This window comes from Pseudomonas sp. LBUM1643, from assembly GCF_059716215.1.
In genome coordinates this window covers 5,059,204-5,078,875 of record NZ_CP166813.1, presented here as the reverse complement: position 1 = coordinate 5,078,875, position 19,672 = coordinate 5,059,204, and the positions used below count along the sequence as shown (strand labels likewise).

Genomic DNA, 19,672 nt, shown 5'->3' with positions numbered 1-19,672 from the left:
CCTCATGGCGCGGCTTTTAAACGGCCGCGCCATGAGGTGCACAGGATCAGATATCCCAGACCAGATTCACCGAGAAGTTGCGACCTGGCTGTGTCAGGCGGTCGAGGTTTGCCGGTTGAGTCACCGAGGCTTCGCCCACGCTGTCGTAGCCGCGTACGTCATCCCACTGCCAGTACTTCTTGTTGGTCAGGTTGTACAAACCGGCGTTGACGGTCACGTCGTCGGTCACTTTGTAGAAGCCCGCCAGGTCGAGCACGCCATAGCCCGGCGTCTTGAACTGGGTGCTGGTGCCGTCAGGCGTATTGAAGTTGGTGCTGTCGACTCGGTCCTTGCGCTTGACCAGTGTCCAGCTCATCAGCGCACCGTATTTGTCCTGGTCGTAACCCAGGCCGAACACGCCGGTCAGCGGGTTGATGCTGTTCAGCGGTTCGCCGCTGTCATCGTCGCGACCGTAGAGGTAGGACAACGAACCCTGCGTATAGAGGCCGTTTGGCGCCCCGAACGTATCCAGGTTCAGGCGACCCTTGAGCTCCAGCCCCTTGATGGTGGCGTGCTTGATGTTGTTGCTCTGGAAGGTGAGTTCGTTGTAACCGGGGGTGATGGCGTTTTCATTGATGAAATCGCGGTACTTGTTATAGAACACCGCGACATCGAAGGTGCCTGCTTCAAACTGTCCGCGCAGGCCGGTTTCATAGCTCTTGCTCTTCTCCGGCTCGAGGTCCGGATTAGGCGCGACCTGATAGCCACCGTTGATGTTTTCGAAACGACCATAAAGGGCTTTGGCGGACGGTGTACGGAAGCCTTCCGCGTACTGGCCGTACCAGGTGTAGTGTTCGTTGAACTGGTAAGTGGTGCCGAACTTCGGCGACAGGCGATGCCAGGTCTTGGTGTCATCGTTCACTTCGCCGTTGCCGCTCTGGTCGGCGGTGGCCAGGAACTCATCGGTCAGGTGTGGCTTGAGCTGGGTGTAGTCGTAGCGCAGGCCGGGCACGAAGGTCCAGTTGTTCCAGCTGATCTGATCCTGGGCGAACAGGCTGTAGGTGTTGATGGTCGGGTCCGGGAAGTCGCTGGCCGGGGTCAGGGTATCGGAGGCGCTGACAGCACCGACAGCGCGGCAGGCACCGAACACGGTCAGGCACGTGCCATTACCGGTACGCAGGCCTGTGACTTTGTCCTGTTTGATGGTGGTGCCGTAGGTGAAGACGTGATCGGTGTCGGCGATGGCGAACGCCTTGTCAGCCTGAACATCGAAGACCCATTGGCGATCTTTGTAGGTGGTGTCGCGGTTGCGCAGCACCGTGCGCGAAGGCGCGTAGATTTCTTCGGTGCTTTCGTCGGTCTTGGCGATCTGGTAATTCAGTGTCCACTTGATGTTGTCCGCCAGGACGCTGTCGATGCCGAAGCTGTGATCGAGGCCAAAGCGCTCACGAGTAATGGTGTTGTTGCCGCTGCGCGCTTTGTAAAAGCCGAAACCGCGGCCCCCATTGAATGGTCCACCAACTGCGCTCAGTTGATTGGTGTCCGTGTCGCTCTTGTAGTGCTCGTAGGTCAATCCGAAACGCGCATCGTCAGCGTAGTTCCAGCCGAGCTTGGCCAGGATATTGGTGGTGCGCACGTCTTCAGGGTTGGCTTCGGTGCGATTGAGGCCGGTGCCGCCGGTTTCACCATAGGACTCGGTTTCATGGCCGTTGCGCTGGCTCAGGTGCAACAAACCGTCAAAGTCACCGGTACGGCCGGCCACGGTGCCGGACGTCAGCCAGCTCTCGTCGGCCGAGCTGTAACCGGTCTTCAGGCGCGCGCCCACGTCTTCACCGGGTTTGATGATGTCGTCCGGGTCCAGGGTGTAATAGCTGACAGCGCCACCGATGGCATTGCTGCCGTACAGCACGGATGCCGGACCGCGCAGGATTTCCACGCGCTTGACGATTTCCGGGTCGACATAGTTGCGGTTGGTCTGGGCATACGGACCGTTGAAGAAACCGTCCGGGACCTGTACGCCATCGACCTGGGTCAACACCCGATCACCGTCGATGCCACGGATGTTGTACCCGGTGATGCCGGAGCGCTGACCTGCGCCGCCCACGGAAACGCCGGGCTCGTAACGCACCAGATCCTTGATGGAATTGACATTGTTGCGGTCCAGTTCTTCACGGGTGTGCACAGTGACCGTGCTCGGCACGCTGCTTACGTCCTGTTCCTGACGGGTCGCGCTGATGGTCATCTGTTGCAGGTTGAGCGAGCCCGTATTGGTGCGCAGCTCAAGCACGATGTTGTTATTGCCCAGCTTGCGATAGCTCAGGTTGGTCCCCACCAACAGGCGATCAAGGGCTTTCTCCGGCGGCAAGGAACCGCGCACACCCGGCGAGGCCACACCCTGCGCGAGTTCGGCGGAGAACCCGACCTGCCACCCTGTCACGGTGGTAAACGCGTTGAGTGCCGACACCAGCGATTGCTGAGGAATGGCGAACGAGTAGTCGCCCATGTTGCGGGTCGATTTCTCGGCGGCGGTGGCGGCCATCAGTGGCGCGCTGCCGGCCATCAGGATGGCGGCGGTCAGCAGCGACAGCACGCGTGAAGGTGAAGAGGACTGGCGGGTAAGGCGAGAGGACATCGATAGCGCTCCGTGTCGCACGAATCTTTATAGGTGCTGATTGGCATTTAGAGATGCGAATCAATTGCATTGGCTATAACGAGACGAACGAGCTTCAGCTATCGAGTAAAAATAATTCTCATTTAGTTCAAGATCACCAGCGCAGGGAATTCCTGAAGGCGTGCCGAGGTGATGTGGGCAAGGGAACGCACCACGTCCAGCGGCTGATCGAGCCGGTAATTGCCGGTAACGGAGACGTCGGCCAACTGCTCATTGTTGTTGATGATCCAGCCGGGGTAGTAGCGGCGCAGCTCGGCCAGGACCTGGCTCAGTGGGCAGTTCTCGAAGACCAGCCTGCCCTGAACCCAGGCCAGCTCGGTGGCGGCGTCGAGTTTGGCCGGACGATCAAAGCCGTTGGGGCCGATGCGGATGCTTTCCCCGGCGGACAAGCGAATCCGGGCATCGTCACGGGTGGCGCGCAAATCGACATCCCCGCGCTGCACCTGGACCTGTGCCACGCCGTCGAGGTAGCGCACGGCAAATGCCGTATCGCGCACGCTGGCCCTGACCGGGCCCGCGTCAATTTCCAGCGGTTCGCCCCGATTGGCCTGCACCTCGAAAAACGCCTCGCCCTGATACAAACGGGCCACGCGTTGCTGATCATTGATCGTGCTGGAAAAGGCCGAGTTGGTATTCAGCAGGACTTTCGAACCGTCCTCCAATTGCAGTCGCTGGCGTTCACCGACCACGGTCAGGTGATCGGCCTGCAAGCGCATGGGCAGATTGCTGAAGCTGAACAGGCCGAGGATCAGGACGGCCGCAGTGGCCAGGGGTTTCCAGTGCGGACGCAGGCGCGACAGCACCGTCACCTTCGGCGGTCGAGCGGCCAGGGTTTGCGCGCATTGCACCACCTGCGGGCCGTTCCAGATGGCCTGGGCTTTGGCAAACGCTTCGGCATTCAAGGGATCGGCAGCAAGCCAGTCTTGAAACTCTCGGGTCTGATCCTCGCTCGGACTGCCCAACACGATCAGCCAGTCCAGGGCCTGGTCCATCGCGCTTGCGCAGTCCTGCGCCGGGGCGGGCGGAGGCGGGCGGCGGGTGTCCGTCACGGTATTTCCTCGGCAGTGTCTGTGCACCGCTGTTTTTTGGATGGAGCATGAAAAGGAGGCAAGGGTAGCAAAGCCTCACGAACTCAGTCGCCGTTCAGACGTTCGGCAACACCGATGCAGATCGCCATGATCAGCTTCAGTTCCTTTTGCACGGTGCTCAACGACACGTCGAGCTTCTGGGCAATTTCCAGATAGCTGTGCCCGTGCAGACGGCTGAGAATGAAGATCTGCTGCTGGCGGGCGCTGAGTTCGTTGAGGCTCACGTTCAAATGCTCCAGCAACTGTTCGGCATGAGCGGCGTCCTCGGCGCTGCTGACCGGGGCGGCGACGCTTTCCACCACGTCCATCGGCACATCGTCGAGCAGGGTGCGGGACTGAATGCGGCGCGCACGCAAATGGTCCAGCGCCAAATTGCGGGCTGTCTGGAAAACAAAGGGTTCAAGGTGATCGATGGCGCGCTCACTGAGCGCCCGCGTGACTCGCAGGTAGGTCTCCTGCAAGAGGTCTTCGGCGGTGCTGTGATTGTTGACCATCCGCTCCAGCGTGCGCAGCAGCGAAACCCGCTGGGCGATGAAGACATGATTGAAACGCGATTGACTCACGGGAGGACCTGATCCATTTCGAGCGAATGATAATGCTTATCATCCGCTCGAGTGGTCAAGCATAGAATTGTGAAAGACTGCGCAATCCCGTGTAGGAGCTGCCGCAGGCTGCGATCTTTTGATCTTGTCTTTTAAAACCAAGATCAAAAGATCGCAGCCTGCGGCAGCTCCTACAGGGGGCCGTGATCAGGCGGAAATGGTTTCTTTGATCTGAAGAATCGATTACTCCGCGTTACACAACGCCAGGCAGTTATCGAGCATGCGGTTGGAGAAGCCCCATTCGTTGTCGTACCAGGCCAGCACCTTGAGCAGCTTGCCGCTGGATTTGGTGTGATTGGCGTCGAAGATCGACGACAGCGGGTTGTGATTGAAGTCACTGGAAACCAGCGGCAGGGTGTTGTAGCCCAGAATCTTCGAATGCTGGCTGGCTTCTTTGAGCAGGGCGTTCACTTCGTCGGCCGAGGCTTCGCGCTTGAGCTGAACGGTCAGGTCCACCAGCGACACGTTGATCACGGGCACACGCACTGCCATGCCGGTCAGTTTGCCGGCCAGTTCCGGCAGCACCAGGCCGACCGCTTCTGCGGCGCCGGTCTTGCTCGGGATCATGTTCTGGGTGGCCGAACGGGCGCGGTACGGGTCGGTGTGATAGACGTCGGTCAGGTTCTGGTCATTGGTGTAGGCGTGAATCGTGGTCATCAGGCCGCTTTCGATGCCCAGTTCGCGATGCAGCACCTGAGCCACCGGGGCCAGGCAGTTGGTGGTGCACGACGCGTTGGAAATGATCTGGTGGGACTGGCGCAGAATGTCGTGGTTTACCCCATACACCACGGTGGCGTCGGCGCCTTTGGCCGGGGCCGAGATGATGACTTTGCGCGCGCCGGCCGTAATATGCGCGGCGGCTTTGGCCCGGTCGGTGAAAAGACCGGTGCATTCGAACACCACATCAATTTTTTCAGCTGCCCAAGGCAGGTCCGCCGGATTGCGAATGGCACTGACAGCAATACGGTCGCCGTTGACGGTCAGGCTTTCCTGGTCATGCTGAACATCGGCGTCGAACGTGCCGTGAACAGTGTCGTACTTGAGCAAATGCGCGTTGATCGAGCTGTCACCCAAGTCGTTGATGGCGACGATCTGCAGATCCTGACGATAGCCTTGGGTATACAGTGCACGAAGGACGTTGCGGCCAATCCGGCCAAAACCATTGATAGCAATTCGTAGAGTCATTTAAATGGGCCGCCGTCGTTTTGTTGTTGGAATTACAAGATTATTCGCATAAAAATAGAAAACAAGCCTTTTTAATGGCAATATTTTGTTCAATCTACAACGAGTGACCTGAATCAACTGGTCCGAATGATCAAGAAAACCGCCTGTCATCCCAATCACAGCGGTGCTTGTTCAGCATAGACAATCAGGTCGCCACATCCGTTAGCCTGGAGTTCTACACATGCATCCCCGCGTCCTTGAGGTCACCGAACGGCTTATCGCCCGTAGCCGCGCCACGCGTGAGGCCTACCTTGCACTGATTCGCGGTGCGGCCAGCGACGGTCCGATGCGCGGCAAGCTGCAATGCGCCAACTTCGCCCACGGCGTCGCCGGTTGCGGCACCGACGACAAGAACAGCTTGCGGATGATGAACTCCGCAAACATTGCAATTGTTTCGTCATATAACGACATGCTGTCGGCGCATCAGCCATACGAAGTCTTCCCTGAACAGATCAAAAGGGCCCTGCGCGAAATCGGCTCGGTCGGCCAGTTCGCGGGCGGCACACCGGCCATGTGCGATGGCGTGACCCAGGGCGAGCCAGGCATGGAACTGAGCCTGCCGAGCCGTGAAGTGATTGCGATGTCGACGGCCGTGGCGCTGTCGCACAACATGTTCGACGGCGCGCTGATGCTGGGCATCTGCGACAAGATCGTGCCGGGCCTGATGATGGGCGCGCTGCGTTTTGGTCATCTGCCGACGATCTTCGTACCGGGCGGGCCAATGGTCTCGGGCATTTCCAACAAGCAGAAAGCGGATGTGCGCCAGCGCTACGCCGAAGGCAAGGCAACTCGCGAAGAGCTGCTGGAATCGGAGATGAAGTCCTACCACAGCCCTGGCACGTGCACGTTCTACGGCACCGCCAACACCAACCAGCTGCTGATGGAAGTCATGGGCCTGCACCTGCCGGGCGCTTCTTTCGTCAACCCGAACACGCCGCTGCGCGATGCGCTGACCCGTGAAGCCGCCCACCAAGTCACCCGACTGACCAAGCAAAATGGCGATTTCATGCCCATCGGCGAAATCGTCGATGAGCGTTCGCTGGTCAACTCGATCGTGGCGCTGCACGCCACGGGCGGTTCGACCAACCACACCCTGCACATGCCGGCGATCGCCATGGCCGCGGGTATTCAACTGACCTGGCAAGACATGGCCGACCTCTCCGAGGTGGTACCGACCCTGAGCCACGTTTACCCGAACGGCAAAGCCGACATCAACCACTTCCAGGCGGCGGGCGGCATGTCGTTCCTGATCCGCGAGCTGCTGGACGCCGGGTTGCTGCACGAAAACGTCAACACTGTGCTCGGCCACGGCCTGAGCCGCTACACCGTGGAACCGTTCCTCGATAACGGCGAGCTGGTCTGGCGCGAAGGCCCGACTGACAGCCTCGACGAAGAGATTCTGCGTCCGGTGGCACGTGCGTTTTCGGCGGAGGGCGGCTTGCGTGTGATGGAAGGCAACCTCGGACGTGGCGTGATGAAAGTCTCCGCCGTAGCGCTGGAAAACCAGATCGTTGAAGCACCGGCAATGGTGTTCCAGGATCAGCAGGACCTGGCCGATGCTTTCAAGGCAGGTTTGCTGGAGAAAGATTTTGTCGCCGTGATGCGCTTCCAGGGGCCGCGCTCCAATGGCATGCCGGAACTGCACAAGATGACGCCGTTCCTCGGTGTGTTGCAGGACCGAGGCTTCAAAGTCGCGCTGGTGACTGATGGGCGCATGTCCGGCGCCTCGGGGAAAATCCCGGCAGCTATTCACGTCAGCCCCGAAGCCTATGTGGGCGGCGCTTTGGCGAGGGTGCAAGAGGGCGATATCATCCGCGTCGATGGCGTCAAAGGCACTCTTGAGCTTAAGGTAGACGCCGACGAATTCGCCAAACGCGAACCGGCCAAGGGCCTTCTGGGCAATAACATCGGCAGCGGTCGCGAATTGTTTGGTTTCATGCGCATGGCCTTCAGCTCGGCGGAGCAGGGCGCCAGCGCCTTTACTTCTGCCCTGGAGACGCTTAATTGAAACTGGCTTTGGTCGGTGACATCGGAGGAACCAACGCGCGTTTTGCGTTGTGGAAAAACCAGCAGCTGGAATCGATCCAGGTGCTGCCGACCGCGGACCACTCCAGTCCGGAAGAGGCCATTGGCGTCTACCTCGGTGGGCTGGGGCTGAAGCCGGGTTCGATCGGTTCGGTGTGCCTGTCGGTCGCCGGCCCGGTGAGCGGCGATGAATTCAAGTTCACCAACAATCACTGGCGCCTGAGCCGCGAGGGGTTCTGCAAGACTTTGCAGGTGGATCAGCTACTGCTGGTGAATGACTTCTCCGCTATGGCGCTGGGCATGACCCGTTTGCAGCCGGAAGAGTTTCGAGTCGTGTGCGAAGGGACGCCCGAGCCATTGCGGCCTGCGGTGGTCATTGGTCCGGGCACCGGCCTGGGCGTTGGCACCTTGCTGGACCTGGGAGAGGGCCGTTTTGCTGCCTTGCCGGGAGAGGGCGGTCACGTTGATTTGCCTTTGAGCAGTCTGCGGGAAACCCAGCTATGGCAGCACATCTTCAATGAGATCGGGCATGTCAGCGCTGAAACGGCGTTGAGCGGCAGCGGTTTACCGCGTGTTTACCGGGCGATTTGTGCGGTGGACGGCCATGAAGCGGTGCTCGAAACACCGGAGGCGATCACCGCGGCCGGGTTGGCGGGCGACCCGATTGCGCTGGAAGTGCTTGAACAGTTCTGCTGCTGGCTCGGCCGCGTGGCCGGCAACAACGTCCTCACCACCGGTGGGCGGGGCGGCGTGTACATCGTGGGCGGGGTGATACCACGGTTTGCCGATTTCTTCATTGAAAGCGGATTTGCCCGGTGCTTCGCCGACAAGGGGTGCATGAGCGATTATTTCAAAGGCATTCCGGTGTGGCTGGTGACGGCGCCGTATTCCGGGCTTGTTGGCGCGGGTGTGGCGCTGGATCAATCCATTCCGGCCTGAAATGCGATCAAAATGTAGGAGTGAGCCTGCTCGCGATTGCGGTTTTACCGGCAACATTTGTGTTGACTGGCATACCGTTATCGCGAGCAGGCTCACTCCTACATTGGTTTTTTGGTGTTTGTGAAATCGGTGCTTAAGGCATAATCCGCCCCATTCAAACAACAAGGACGCCGCCCCGTGAGCTCAGTCAACAAGTCGATTTTGTTGGTCGATGACGATCAAGAGATACGCGAGTTGCTGGACACTTACCTGACCCGCGCCGGGTTCCAGGTGCGTACCACGCCCGACGGTGCTGGCTTTCGCCAGGCCATGAACGAGGCCCCGAGCGATCTGGTGATCCTCGACGTGATGCTCCCGGACGAAGACGGTTTCAGTCTGTGCCGCTGGATTCGCCAGCACCCGCGCCAGGCGCAGGTGCCGATCATCATGCTCACCGCCAGTTCCGACGAAGCCGACCGCGTGATCGGCCTCGAACTGGGCGCTGACGACTACCTTGGAAAACCCTTCAGCCCCCGTGAATTGCAAGCACGCATCAAGGCATTGTTGCGCCGTGCGCAGTTCGGTCAGGAACGCTCCGGCAGTGAAGTGCTGGCGTTCGATGACTGGCGGCTGGACATGGTCAGCCATCGGCTGTTCCACATCGACGGTGAAGAAGTGATCCTCTCCGGCGCTGATTTCGCGTTGCTGAAACTGTTCCTCGATCACCCTCAGGAAATCCTCGACCGCGACACCATCGGCAATGCCACCCGGGGGCGCGACCTGATGCCGCTCGATCGCATCGTCGACATGGCGGTCAGCCGTCTGCGGCAACGCCTGCGTGACACCGAAAAACCTCCTCGACTGATCCGTACCGTGCGCGGCAGCGGTTACCAACTGGCAGCCAACGTGGTTGCCAGCAATGGTCACTGAGTTCTTCCGTAAACTGGCCGCCCGTGTCCCGGTGCCACGTTCGCTGCTCGGGCGGATGTTGCTGCTGACCCTGTTGGCGGTGCTGTTCGCTCAAACGTTGTCGAGCGTGATCTGGGTGTCGCAATTGCGCGCCACTCAGCTCGAAGGCCTGGTCACCAGTGCTCGTAGCCTCGCGCATTCGATGACCGCCAGTGTCAGTTACTTTCGCTCGTTGCCGGTGGCGTTCCGGCCACTGGTGCTCGACCAGTTGCGCAGCATGGGCGGCACCCGCTTCGTCGTGACTCTCAACGACAAACCGCTGGGCATGGAAGTGCTGCCGATCACCCCGCGCAAGGAAGCCGTGCTCAAAGCGGTGGATGAAGTGCTGCGCCAGTCCCTGGGCCACGACACTGATATCTCGGTGACCTTCGTCAGCCCCGAAGACCTGCGAATCTTCAACAGTGGGTTGAAACTGGATGAGTTGCCGCGTTCCTGGGCGCATTACGCGTTGACCCTGGAACCGGTAAACCCGCCGGTACTGGTCACGCAGATCCAGATGGCGCCGGGCGAGTGGCTGTACATCGCCTCGTTGTTGCCCGAGCCCTACACCAGCCTTGAAGAGCAGGGCCTGCCGGCGCAACAGGTCTGGTTCATCGTGCTCACCAGCGGTTTTCTGCTGTTGTTCATTGGCCTGCTGGTGCACTGGCAGAGCCGTCCGCTCAAGCGTCTTGCACGAGCGGCGCGGGACATGTCGCTGGGGGCGGAAGTCGAGCCCGTGGCAGAGGGCGGTGGCAGTGAAGTGGTCGAGGTGGGCCGCGCCTTCAATGCCATGCGTGAACGCATCAGCCGTTACCTGACCGAGCGCAGCCAGTTGTTCAGCGCGATTTCCCATGACTTGCGCACGCCGATTACCCGGTTGCGGCTGCGGGTTGAATTGCTTGAAGACGAGAAGCTGCAAGCCAAGTTCGGCCGTGATCTCGACGAGCTGGAGCTATTGGTCAAAGGCGCGCTGCAATGCGTGAAAGACACGGACATTCACGAAAACATCGAGCCGGTAGACCTCAACCATGTACTCGATTGCCTCGTCGAACCGTATCTGGCGCCCAACGGCAATGGCCGGGTCACTCAGCATGGACGGGCGCTGGCGGCGTATCCCGGCAAACCGTTGGCGCTCAAGCGCTGCATTGGCAACCTGATCGACAACGCGTTGAAGTACGGGCAGAACGCGCATTTGCACATCGATGACGATGAAAGTGCGTTTATCCTGCATGTCGATGATGAGGGGCCAGGCGTTCCGGAGCAGCGGCTGGAGCAGGTTTTCGAACCGCACTTTCGGTTGGCGGGACAGCAGCAGGGTTATGGGCTGGGGTTGGGGATTGCGCGCAACATTGCCCATAGCCATGGCGGGGAAGTCAGTTTGCAGAACCTGCGGGAAGGTGGGTTGCGGGTGACGTTGCAGTTGCCTCGTCCGGTCGATTGACACACGGTCCTGTAGTTATTGCATCTCGTCCTGAAGTTATTGCATCTTTGTGGCGAGGGGATTTATCCCCGTTGGACTGCGCAGCAGGCCCTATTTTCTGGGGCCGCTTCGCAGCCCAACGGGGATAAATCCCCTCGCCACGAGTAATCATTTTTCCATCCTAGGGAAAGTAATGTCACCACATGGTGACATAACTCGCCCCCTTCGTTACAAGCCCGTCCCCGCCCGTTGTTTAGACTGCCCCCAGTCATAACAACAAAAAAGGCACCCCATGCACAGCTTCCAACCCGCCTTCAGCAGCTGGCTGAATGCACCTGCCCATCATCAATGGCTCGCTGCCGAAGGCTTGCGTCTGCTGGCGTTTGCCAAGGCGTCCAGACTCCCCGAAGGCTTTGGCAACCTCGATGACAAAGGCTGTCTCGCGGCTGATGCCCGCGCCGAAACCATGAACACCGCACGCATGACCCACAGTTTCGCCATGGCTCATATCCAGGGCTTGCCGGGCTATGCAGAGTTGGTGGATCACGGCGTAAAAGCCCTCAGTGGCCCGTTGCGTGATGCCGAGCACGGGGGCTGGTTTGCGGTCGCACATCATCGGGATGGCAACACCGGCAAGGCTGCGTATCTGCATGCTTTTGTCGCATTGGCGGCGAGTTCCGCAGTCGTCGCCCAGCATCCCGGCGCCCAAGCCTTGCTTGATGATGCGATCGACATCATCGACGAACATTTCTGGAGCGAGGAGGAGGGCGCCATGCGCGAATCCTTCAGCCGTGACTGGGGCGAAGAAGAACGTTATCGCGGTGCCAACAGCAACATGCACGCCACCGAAGCATTCCTTGCCTTGGCCGATGTCACCGAAGACAACCGCTGGCTGTGCCGCGCCCAACGCATCGTCGAGCGTGTCATTCACGGTCACGCGGCGGCCAACGATTACCGCGTGGTCGAGCATTTCGACCGCGACTGGCAGCCGTTGCGCGATTACAACCACGACAATCGCGCCGATGGTTTCCGCCCTTACGGCACAACGCCGGGCCACGGTTTCGAATGGGCGCGGTTATTGTTGCACCTCGAAGCTGCGCGGGTTCAGGCCGGTATGCTCACACCGGGTTGGCTGGCCACCGATGCGCAGAAGCTCTTCGACCGAAACTGCCTGTCGGGTTGGGAGGTCGACGGTGCACCGGGCATTGTCTACACCCTCGACTGGGACAATCGCGCGGTGGTTCGTCATCGACTGCACTGGACGCATTGCGAAGCCAGCGCGGCGGCCAGCGCACTGCTCAAACGCACCTTCGAGGCGCAATACGAAACCTGGTACCGGCTGTTCTGGGACTTTTGTGACAGTCATTTCATCGACCGTGAACAGGGCAGCTGGCACCACGAACTCGACCCGCAAAACCGCCCGAGTGCCGACATCTGGGCCGGTAAACCCGACCTGTATCACGCTTGGCAGGCGGTGTTGATCCCGCGCCTGCCCTTGGCGCCGAGCATGGCGACCGCTCTGAAGCAGTTATCCCAGAGCGCTCCTGTGTAACCATGTGGTGACATTCGCACGTCCCTTCGTTACCTGCGAGGGGATGACTCCTGTTTAAAATCCGTGCAGCGCAAGCACCAGACTTGCATGCATAACAACAAGAAAGGTACTTCTAGATGAACGCGATTTCTCGCCTCGCTACGCTCATTTCTCTTGCCTCCCTGTCTGCGCTTCCTCTCAGTGCTCTTGCCGCCGATGCCAAAGGTTCGGTGGAAGTTGTTCACTGGTGGACGTCGGGTGGTGAAAAAGCAGCGGTCGATGTACTCAAGGCCCAAGTCGAAAAAGACGGCTTCACCTGGAAAGACGGCGCAGTCGCCGGCGGTGGCGGCGCTACTGCCATGACCGTACTGAAAAGCCGCGCCGTAGCCGGTAACCCGCCAGGTGTCGCGCAGATCAAAGGCCCGGACATCCAGGAATGGGCGTCCACCGGCCTGCTCGACACCGACGTATTGAAAGACGCTGCCAAATCGGAAAAGTGGGACAGCCTGCTCGACAAGAAAGTCTCCGATACCGTGAAGTACGAAGGTGACTACGTGGCCGTGCCGGTGAACATTCACCGCGTCAACTGGCTGTGGATCAATCCGGAAGTCTTCAAGAAAGCCGGCATCGACAAGGCACCTACCACGCTCGAAGAATTCTACGCAGCGGGCGACAAGCTCAAGGCTGCGGGCTTCATCGCGCTTGCCCACGGCGGCCAGCCTTGGCAGGACAGCACTGTGTTCGAAGCGGTAGTGCTTTCGGTCATGGGTGTCGACGGTTACAAGAAAGCCCTGGTCGACCTCGACAACGCCACCCTGACCGGTCCGGAAATGGTCAAGGCGCTGACCGAACTGAAGAAAGTTTCGACCTACATGGACGCCGACGGCAAGGGCCAGGACTGGAACCTGGAAGCGGCCAAGGTCATCAACGGCAAGGCCGGCATGCAGATCATGGGTGACTGGGCCAAGAGTGAATGGACCGCAGCCAAGAAAATCGCTGGCAAGGACTACGAGTGCGTAGCCTTCCCGGGCACCGACAAGGCGTTCACCTACAACATCGACTCCCTGGCCGTGTTCAAGCAGAAAGACGCGGGCACTGCGGCCGCTCAGCAGGACATTGCCAAGATCGTGCTGGGTGAAAACTTCCAGAAAGTCTTCAGCATCAACAAAGGTTCGATTCCGGTTCGAATCGACATGTTGAACGACATGGGCAAGTACGGTTTTGACGCCTGCGCCCAGACCGCCGCCAAGGATTTCCTGGCAGACGCCAAGTCCGGCGGCCTGCAACCGAGTATGGCGCACAACATGGCGACCTCGCTGGCGGTACAGGGTGCGTTCTTTGATGTCGTGACCAACTTCATCAACGATCCGAAAGCCGATCCGGCCACGGCTGCCAAGCAACTCGGCACGGCCGTCAAGGCTGCCAAGTAATGCTTGGCCCCTGTAGGAGTGAGCCTGCTCGCGATTGCAATCTGTCAGTCAACGATTGAGCGACTGATACACCGTCATCGCGAGCAGGCTCACTCCTACAAGGGGAAGCGTTCCTCAAGTAATCCTTTCTCTACGTACTGGATCTTCCCATGAGTTCTGTTGCTGTGTTCAGCAAAGCCTCGCCGTTCGATGCATTGCAGCGCTGGCTCCCCAAACTGGTGCTGGCGCCGAGCATGTTCATCGTCCTGGTGGGCTTCTATGGCTACATCCTCTGGACGTTCGTTCTCTCGTTCACCAGTTCGACCTTCCTGCCAACCTACAAATGGGCAGGCCTGGCGCAATACCAGCGGCTGTTCGACAACGACCGTTGGTGGGTAGCAAGCAAGAACCTGGCGGTGTTCGGCGGCATGTTCATTGGTATCACCCTGGTGATCGGTGTGCTGCTGGCGGTGTTCCTCGACCAGCGCATTCGTCGCGAAGGCTTCATTCGCACCATTTACCTGTACCCGATGGCGCTCTCGATGATCGTCACCGGTACCGCGTGGAAGTGGCTGCTCAACCCGGGCATGGGCCTGGACAAATTGTTGCGTGACTGGGGCTGGGAAGGCTTTCGCCTGGACTGGCTGGTCGACCCGGATCGCGTGGTGTATTGCCTGGTGATCGCCGCAGTGTGGCAAGCCTCGGGCTTCATCATGGCGATGTTCCTCGCCGGCTTGCGTGGCGTTGATCAATCGATCATCCGTGCCGCTCAAATCGATGGCGCGAGCATGCCGCGCATCTACCTGAAAGTAGTGCTGCCGAGCCTGCGTCCGGTGTTCTTCAGCGCCGTGATGATCCTGGCTCACATCGCGATCAAGAGCTTCGACCTGGTGGCGGCCATGACGGCCGGCGGCCCGGGTTACTCCTCCGATTTGCCTGCGATGTTCATGTATTCCTTCACCTTCAGCCGCGGGCAGATGGGCATGGGCTCGGCCAGTGCGATTCTGATGCTCGGTGCGATTCTCGCAATCATCGTGCCTTACCTGTACTCCGAGCTGAGGACCAAGCGTCATGACTAGTTTCGCTGCCAAACCTTCCATCAGCCTGAGTCGCATCGCGATCTACGCGGTGCTGATCCTTGCGGTATTTCTGTACCTGATACCGCTGGTGGTCATGCTGCTGACCAGTTTCAAGACGCCGGAAGACATCAATACCGGCAACCTGCTGAGCTGGCCGACCGTGGTCACCGGCATTGGCTGGATCAAGGCCTGGGCCACAGTCGACGGGTATTTCTGGAACTCGATCAAGATCACCGTTCCGGCGGTGCTGATCTCCACCGCGATTGGTGCGTTGAACGGCTATGTGTTGTCGATGTGGCGCTTCCGTGGCTCGCAGTTGTTCTTCGGCCTGTTGCTGTTCGGTTGTTTCCTGCCGTTCCAGACCGTCCTGCTGCCAGCCTCGTTCACACTAGGGAAGATGGGCCTGGCCAGCACCACCACCGGCCTGGTGTTCGTGCACGTGGTCTACGGCCTGGCGTTCACCACGCTGTTTTTCCGCAACTACTACGTCAGCGTTCCCGATGCGTTGGTGAAAGCGGCGCGGCTGGATGGCGCGGGTTTCTTCACCATCTTCCGCCTGATCATCCTGCCGATGTCCACGCCGATCATCATGGTCTGCCTGATCTGGCAGTTCACCCAGATCTGGAACGACTTCCTGTTCGGTGTGGTGTTCTCCAGCGGTGATTCGCAACCCATCACGGTAGCGCTGAACAACTTGGTCAACACCAGTACCGGGGCCAAGGAATACAACGTTGATATGGCGGCGGCGATGATCGCCGGGCTGCCGACCCTGCTGGTCTATGTGGTCGCAGGCAAGTATTTCGTGCGCGGGCTGACGGCCGGCGCAGTCAAGGGGTAATCATGGCTACGCTCGAACTTCGCAATGTAAACAAGACTTATGGCCCGGGCTTGCCGGACACCCTCAAGGACATCGATCTGTCGATCAAGGACGGCGAGTTCCTGATCCTGGTCGGGCCTTCGGGTTGCGGCAAGTCGACGCTCATGAATTGCATCGCCGGCCTCGAGAGCATCACCGGCGGCGCAATCATGATCGATGACCAGGACGTCAGCGGCATGAGCCCGAAAGATCGCGACATCGCCATGGTGTTCCAGTCCTATGCGCTGTACCCGACCATGAGCGTGCGCGAGAACATCGCCTTCGGTTTGAAGATTCGCAAAATGCCGGCCGCCGACATCGACGCCGAAGTGGCGCGCGTGTCCAAGCTGCTGCAGATCGAGCACCTGCTCAATCGCAAGCCGGGCCAACTCTCCGGCGGTCAGCAACAGCGCGTGGCGATGGGCCGTGCCCTGGCGCGGCGGCCGAAGATCTACCTGTTCGATGAACCGCTGTCCAACCTCGACGCCAAGCTGCGCGTCGAGATGCGCACCGAAATGAAACTGATGCACCAGCGCCTGAAAACCACCACGGTCTACGTGACCCACGACCAGATCGAAGCGATGACCCTGGGTGACAAAGTGGCGGTGATGAAGGACGGGATCATCCAGCAATTCGGCACGCCGAAAGATATCTACAACAATCCGGCCAACCTGTTCGTGGCGAGCTTCATCGGTTCGCCGCCGATGAACTTCATCCCCCTGCGTTTGCAGCGCAAGGAAGGCCGTCTGGTGGCGCTGCTCGACAGTGGCCAGGCCCGTTGCGAGTTGCCGTTGGGCATGCAGGACGCTGGCCTGGAAGATCGTGAAGTGATCCTCGGTCTGCGTCCGGAGCAGATCGTACTGGCGGGTAACGAGCCGAACGCGCTGCCGACCATCCGCGCCGAAGTACAGGTCACCGAACCGACCGGTCCGGACACGCTGGTATTCGTGAATCTCAACGACACCAAAGTCTGCTGCCGCCTGGCGCCGGATGTTGCGCCGGCTGTGGGCGAGACTCTGACCCTGCAATTCGATCCGTCGAAAGTGCTGCTGTTCGATGCCAAGACCGGGGAGCGGCTGGGCGTGGCCGGCGTGCCAAAAGCGGAAACCCATGCGGGCAACGTGACCCAGTTCAAAGGCCGCTGAAGATCAAGGGTGGGAATGCGGTTGTGTGGGAGCTGGCCTGCCAGCGATAGCATCAAATCGGTTCGACATTAAACCGAGTCGTTTGCATCGCCGGCAGGCCAGCTTCCACAAATGCCAGCGCTTACAAGGGAACCTGTGTCGGGCGGCCTGTCGCCCGGCGCGACTTATGTAAACCGCGTTAGATAAAAACAGTTAATAACAATAAAACGAGGATGTAGGGATGAAGAAGAACAACAACGCTCAGCTTGTCTGCCAGTTGTCAGCCGTTGCGGCAATGATGCTGGCCGGTAGCGTGCACGCGGCTGACGCGTTTAGCGCCGACTCCGAATGGATGACCGGTGATTGGGGTGGCGAGCGGACCCGGCTGATCGAGCAGGGCGTCGACATCAAAATGGACTACGTCGGTGAAGTCGGCGGCAACCTTCACGGCGGCTACAACAACGACAAGACGGCGCGATACTCCGACCAGTTTGGCCTGGGCGTGGCACTGGACCTGCAAAAACTGATGGGCTGGGACAACACCCAGGCCAAGATCCAGCTCACCAACCGTAATGGTGAAAACATCTCCAATGACCGTGTCGGCGACCCGCGCGCGGGGACCTTGAGTTCCTCCCAGGAAGTCTACGGCCGTGGTCATATGGTCCGACTGACCCAGTTGTGGATCAAGCACCAGTTCTTCGATAACCAGCTCGACGTGAAAGCCGGTTACTTCGGCGAAGGTGAAGACTTCAACACCTTCCCATGCGAGTTCCAGAACCTGGCGTTCTGCGGCTCCCAAGTGGGTAACTGGGCCACCAACATCTGGTACAACTGGCCGGTCAGCCAGGCGGCGATCCGCCTGAAGTGGAACATCTCGCCTGAGTTCTATGCGCAGATCGGTGCGTACAACCAGAACCCGTCGCAGCTGGAACACGGTAACGGCTTCAAGCTCAGCGGCAGTGGCACTGCGGGCACCGTCTTGCCGGTTGAACTGGTCTGGCTGCCGAACCCGAACAAACTGCCTGGCGAATACCGTGTCGGTTACTACAAGAGCACGGCCAAGGCCGATGACGTTCTTGAAGACGACAATGGCAATAATGCCGCCACCAGCGGCAACGCTTATCGCAGCCACAGCAGCAAGTCCGGCTACTGGTTCGTTGCGCAGCAACAACTCACCAGCCACAACGGTGACGCGACGCGTGGTCTGAACATCGCCGCGAACGCTACTTTCCACGACAAGGACACCAACATCGTCGACAACTACCAGTCGCTGATGTTTGTGTACAAGGGCCCGTTCGATGCGCGTCCGAAAGATGACGTCGGTATCGGTGCCGCGCGTATCCACGTCAACGATGACGTGAAGAAAAACGCCGAGTTGGTCAACGCTTCCAACAACGTCACTGACTATCAGGACCCATTGTTCGCACCACTGCGTAACACCGAATACAACTACGAGATCAACTACGGCTTCCACGTGACCAACTGGTTGACCGTGCGTCCGAACCTGCAATACATCACTCACCCGGGCGGTGTGGATGAAGTGGATAACGCGCTGGTGGCCGGCCTGAAAATTCAGTCGGTGTTCTAACGCTGTTGCGATAAGCTCCTCTCTATGTGCGCATATTTGCGGACAGCCAAGGCTGTCCGCTTTTTTTTGGGGGCTGACAGGGAATGTCATGTCTGACGAAATTGTGGCGAGGGAGCTTGCTCCCGCTCGGGTGCGAAGCAGTCGTAAACCCGGTGAACGCGGTTTGCCTGAAAAACTGCGATGGCTGGTTTTGGGGCTGCTTCGCACCCCAGCGGGAGTAAACTCCCTCGCCACAAAAGCAGTATGCAAGACTGTTTAGATTGTTGAGTACACCCCATGATTTCCAGGACCGCGGCACATGCATGAGCATCCGCTACAACGCTTCTTCAAATCCTTGCGCGAACGTCCGGTGTTCGCGTGGGAGCGCTATCAGATGCGCGACGTGTTGGTGATCGACCATCCGTTGTGCCAGGCGGTGTTCAGCCGTCAGGGGGCGCAGCTGTTGCACTTCCAGCCGAAGGGGCAGAAACCCTGGCTCTGGTGTGCAGCGAAGTGGCCGCACGTGGGGGCGATTCGCGGCGGTGTCCCGGTGTGCTGGCCATGGTACGGCCGCCACCCGAGCGAAAACGCCTGGCCGTCCCATGGTTGGGCCCGGCTGCTTGACTGGAAGCTGCTCGACAGCAGCGCCGATGAACAGGGCGTGCACCTGCACTGGCAGCTGCAGTTATGCGATTGGCAGGTGGATTTGCATGCGCACCTCGGTGAGCGCATGAATCTGCGTCTGAGCACCGAACATCAGGACAGCCTGCCGTGCCAGTTGAGCCAGGCTTTGCACGCGTACTGGCGTATTGGTGATGTGGGTGAGGTAGCGCTGTCTGGTCTCGACGGGGCACACGGTTACGATCAGTTGAGTCGCCAGGTTTGCCAGCAGGAAGGTGAATTGCGGGTGGAGGGCGGTTGTCAGCGGGTGTTCCAGCACGACGGCGAATTGCAGCTCAAGGATCATGCCTGGCAGCGGGAATTGTGTATCGACACGGGCGACGATGCGGACACGGTGGTCTGGCATCCCGGGACGCGGCCGTTGCTGGGGGTGAGCTGGAATGAAGTCTGCGAGTTTGTCTGCGTTGAGGCCGCGAGCGGTGGCGGTGAAAGCCGGAGCCTGGCGCCGGGGCAGAAAGCTCATCTGAGTTTGCAGGCGCGGGTTGGGATCTAAAGCAAGATCAAAAGATCGCAGCCTCGTTTCACTCGACAGCTCCTACAGGTTCACGCT

Annotated in this window: 15 protein-coding genes; 11 read left to right on the top strand and 4 right to left on the bottom strand. The window is 59.7% G+C overall.

The window, feature by feature from the left end; genetic code table 11:
- Nucleotides 1–46: 46 nt before the first annotated feature.
- The 4 genes from ACA063_RS22875 to gap form a co-directional block, all read right to left on the bottom strand.
- On the bottom strand, nucleotides 47–2,611 hold the full coding sequence (locus ACA063_RS22875) for a TonB-dependent receptor (RefSeq protein WP_497663479.1): 2,565 nt from the start codon (nucleotides 2,609–2,611) through the stop codon (nucleotides 47–49).
- A 122-nt stretch (nucleotides 2,612–2,733) separates the two neighbouring features.
- Nucleotides 2,734–3,699 (bottom strand): FecR family protein, encoded by a 966-nt coding sequence (locus ACA063_RS22870; protein WP_497663478.1) that lies wholly within the window; start codon nucleotides 3,697–3,699, stop codon nucleotides 2,734–2,736.
- An 83-nt stretch (nucleotides 3,700–3,782) separates the two neighbouring features.
- Nucleotides 3,783–4,301 carry an RNA polymerase sigma factor gene (locus ACA063_RS22865; RefSeq protein WP_497663477.1) on the bottom strand — a complete coding sequence of 173 codons (519 nt, stop codon included), beginning with the start codon at nucleotides 4,299–4,301 and terminating at the stop codon, nucleotides 3,783–3,785.
- A gap of 222 nt (nucleotides 4,302–4,523) precedes the next feature.
- Nucleotides 4,524–5,525 (bottom strand): type I glyceraldehyde-3-phosphate dehydrogenase, encoded by a 1,002-nt coding sequence (gene gap / locus ACA063_RS22860; protein ID WP_162440207.1) that lies wholly within the window; start codon nucleotides 5,523–5,525, stop codon nucleotides 4,524–4,526.
- Nucleotides 5,526–5,745: 220 nt separating this feature from the next.
- Here gap and edd point away from each other — a divergent pair, with 220 nt between their 5' ends.
- The 11 genes from edd to ACA063_RS22805 all read left to right on the top strand — a co-directional run bounded on the left by edd (nucleotide 5,746) and on the right by ACA063_RS22805 (nucleotide 19,615).
- Complete coding sequence (gene edd / locus ACA063_RS22855) at nucleotides 5,746–7,572, top strand: phosphogluconate dehydratase (RefSeq protein WP_497663476.1); 1,827 nt, start codon at nucleotides 5,746–5,748, stop codon at nucleotides 7,570–7,572.
- Nucleotides 7,569–8,528 carry a glucokinase gene (locus ACA063_RS22850; RefSeq protein ID WP_497663475.1) on the top strand — a complete coding sequence of 320 codons (960 nt, stop codon included), beginning with the start codon at nucleotides 7,569–7,571 and terminating at the stop codon, nucleotides 8,526–8,528. Before edd ends, ACA063_RS22850 begins: the two co-directional genes overlap by 4 nt.
- Before the next feature lie 177 nt (nucleotides 8,529–8,705).
- Nucleotides 8,706–9,437, top strand: a complete 732-nt coding sequence (locus ACA063_RS22845; protein ID WP_008155851.1) for a response regulator — start codon at nucleotides 8,706–8,708, stop codon at nucleotides 9,435–9,437.
- The gene (locus tag ACA063_RS22840) at nucleotides 9,427–10,896 is read left to right on the top strand and encodes an ATP-binding protein (protein ID WP_497663474.1); all 1,470 of its coding nucleotides are present in this window, start codon (nucleotides 9,427–9,429) and stop codon (nucleotides 10,894–10,896) included. Before ACA063_RS22845 ends, ACA063_RS22840 begins: the two co-directional genes overlap by 11 nt.
- Nucleotides 10,897–11,167: 271 nt before the next feature.
- Nucleotides 11,168–12,427 carry a D-mannose isomerase gene (locus tag ACA063_RS22835; RefSeq protein WP_497663473.1) on the top strand — a complete coding sequence of 420 codons (1,260 nt, stop codon included), beginning with the start codon at nucleotides 11,168–11,170 and terminating at the stop codon, nucleotides 12,425–12,427.
- A 116-nt stretch (nucleotides 12,428–12,543) separates the two neighbouring features.
- Entirely contained in the window at nucleotides 12,544–13,836 is a 1,293-nt protein-coding gene (locus ACA063_RS22830) for an ABC transporter substrate-binding protein (protein ID WP_497663472.1), read from the top strand.
- A 149-nt stretch (nucleotides 13,837–13,985) separates the two neighbouring features.
- Complete coding sequence (locus ACA063_RS22825) at nucleotides 13,986–14,894, top strand: carbohydrate ABC transporter permease (RefSeq protein ID WP_162440213.1); 909 nt, start codon at nucleotides 13,986–13,988, stop codon at nucleotides 14,892–14,894.
- Nucleotides 14,887–15,732, top strand: a complete 846-nt coding sequence (locus tag ACA063_RS22820; RefSeq protein WP_497663471.1) for a carbohydrate ABC transporter permease — start codon at nucleotides 14,887–14,889, stop codon at nucleotides 15,730–15,732. The genes ACA063_RS22825 and ACA063_RS22820 overlap by 8 nt, the downstream gene beginning before the upstream one ends.
- 2 nt (nucleotides 15,733–15,734) lie before the next feature.
- Nucleotides 15,735–16,895: an ABC transporter ATP-binding protein gene (locus ACA063_RS22815; RefSeq protein ID WP_497663470.1), complete on the top strand. Its 1,161-nt coding sequence runs from the start codon at nucleotides 15,735–15,737 to the stop codon at nucleotides 16,893–16,895.
- A gap of 220 nt (nucleotides 16,896–17,115) precedes the next feature.
- Nucleotides 17,116–18,462 (top strand): carbohydrate porin, encoded by a 1,347-nt coding sequence (locus tag ACA063_RS22810; RefSeq protein WP_497663469.1) that lies wholly within the window; start codon nucleotides 17,116–17,118, stop codon nucleotides 18,460–18,462.
- Between the two features lie 298 nt (nucleotides 18,463–18,760).
- Nucleotides 18,761–19,615 carry a D-hexose-6-phosphate mutarotase gene (locus tag ACA063_RS22805; RefSeq protein ID WP_497663468.1) on the top strand — a complete coding sequence of 285 codons (855 nt, stop codon included), beginning with the start codon at nucleotides 18,761–18,763 and terminating at the stop codon, nucleotides 19,613–19,615.
- Nucleotides 19,616–19,672: the final 57 nt, after the last annotated feature.